2 protein-coding genes are annotated in these 1,646 nt (G+C 40.1%); both read right to left on the reverse strand.

Annotated elements, in window-relative coordinates; translation table 11 throughout:
• Window positions 1-345: 345 nt before the first annotated feature.
• Window positions 346-1,254 (reverse strand): Gfo/Idh/MocA family protein, encoded by a 909-nt coding sequence (locus tag AC52RT_RS00495; protein ID WP_495538939.1) that lies wholly within the window; start codon window positions 1,252-1,254, stop codon window positions 346-348.
• 119 nt (window positions 1,255-1,373) lie between these two features.
• Window positions 1,374-1,646, reverse strand: a 273-nt coding sequence (locus AC52RT_RS00500; protein ID WP_495538940.1) for a PfkB family carbohydrate kinase, incomplete at its 5' end; no start/stop codon positions are given.

Below are 1,646 nucleotides of genomic sequence, written 5' to 3' on the forward strand. Positions count from 1 at the left end.
ATTTTAGGTTTTCCACCTGTTCTTTTGTTTTTGTTTTTTCGGGGAATTGACACAAAAACATATATCTAACTCCTTATTTCCTTTTAAACTTGAATCAGCTTGAAATTACTCCGGACTCACACTATCAGACTTTAGAAACAACTGCACTTTTTAGAATGAGAGATGCTACTTATTAAAATCAATCATTCTAGAATCTCATTAATATATCAGATTATTATAGTTTACCGCTTTAATTAGACCGTCCAGCTCTTTGCCGGAATGCGCTGACACTCGAGGTTACTTTTACCGCCACTAAAGTAAACGGCCAACATGACCCAAAGATATTCATGAAAACTAAGAATCATTTTACTTACTTTTTGTTATTTCCTCTAATACATTTTCGCAAATCTGATGAGTGATTAGCGCATCTTCAGCAGAAATTAACGGCTTCCCGGAAGTTTTAATTGCCTGTATGAAATCATCAACCATTTGGTTGAAACCTCGTTTTTCAAGCGTTGGCTGCCAGTCATTATCACGAATCTCATATACCATCTGATCCTTTGAGATGGCTAATTTTGATACGTTGTAAGCTGTTCGCTTCTCATACGGCCCCATCACTTCGGCAATCTCCTCGGTTGTTCCGTTATCCCTGTTCATGATGCCTATTCCTATTTTTCCACCAGAAATAAACTGGAGAACAACAGAATATAATTGGTCTCCCTCCATCCTTCCATGGATAATCATCTCTTCAACCGGATAAGGGAATAAGAATCTAAGTGTATCTACCACATGAATGAAATCATCAAAAACAAATGTCCTTGGGTCATCCGGGAGCTGCTTTCGATTCTTTTGCACGATCACCATGTTAGGATCGGCAACTTCTTTTAGCTTTTTATTAACTGGTGCATACCTGCGGTTAAAGCCCACTGTTAGAATGAGTCCCTTTTCTGACGCTAGCTCAACCAATGCCTTAGAGCTTTCATAATCATATGTTAATGGCTTATCAACAAACACATGAATGTTGCTCTCAAGTAATTTTCGGACAATGCTTTCGTGTGCACGAGTTGCTGTGTGGACAAACGCTGCCTGAATACCGCTTTCTATCAGAGATTCCAAGCTTGAATGTATGTACTCAAATCTGTACTGCTCGGCCAGTTCGCGCAGCTTGTCCTGATTCCTCGTGTATAAATGGAACTCAACACCACTTATGAAACTGTAAATAGGGAGATATGCTTTCTGCGTAATATCACCCAGGCCAATAACTCCAATCTTCATCTAACTCCTCCTCTTTTTACACCCTAATTGCTTATTTCAACATACCCTATCAAAAGGATACCTTTAACAAATACCCAAAGGTCTTCATCTTAATGATGAAGACCATTTAATTTTTCCCTCTACCTAACTCTGGATACTGTAATTTGACCAATCAATTCTTTAACGTTTTTCACATCCACATAGCCGGTTCTTTCTTCCAATGCATTGGCAGCACCACATGCTGAGGCAAGTGCCAACGTCTGTTCCAAAGAATAACCTCGTACCAAACCTGTCGCAAATCCGGCGATGAAAGAGTCGCCAGAACCGACTGCACTTACCGCATCAACCTTTACTGTGGACACCCGGTAATGCATATTCCTAAAGAGGACAAGCGAGCCATTTTCCCCGTCCGA

The sequence above is a fragment of the Peribacillus sp. genome (genome assembly GCF_059453735.1).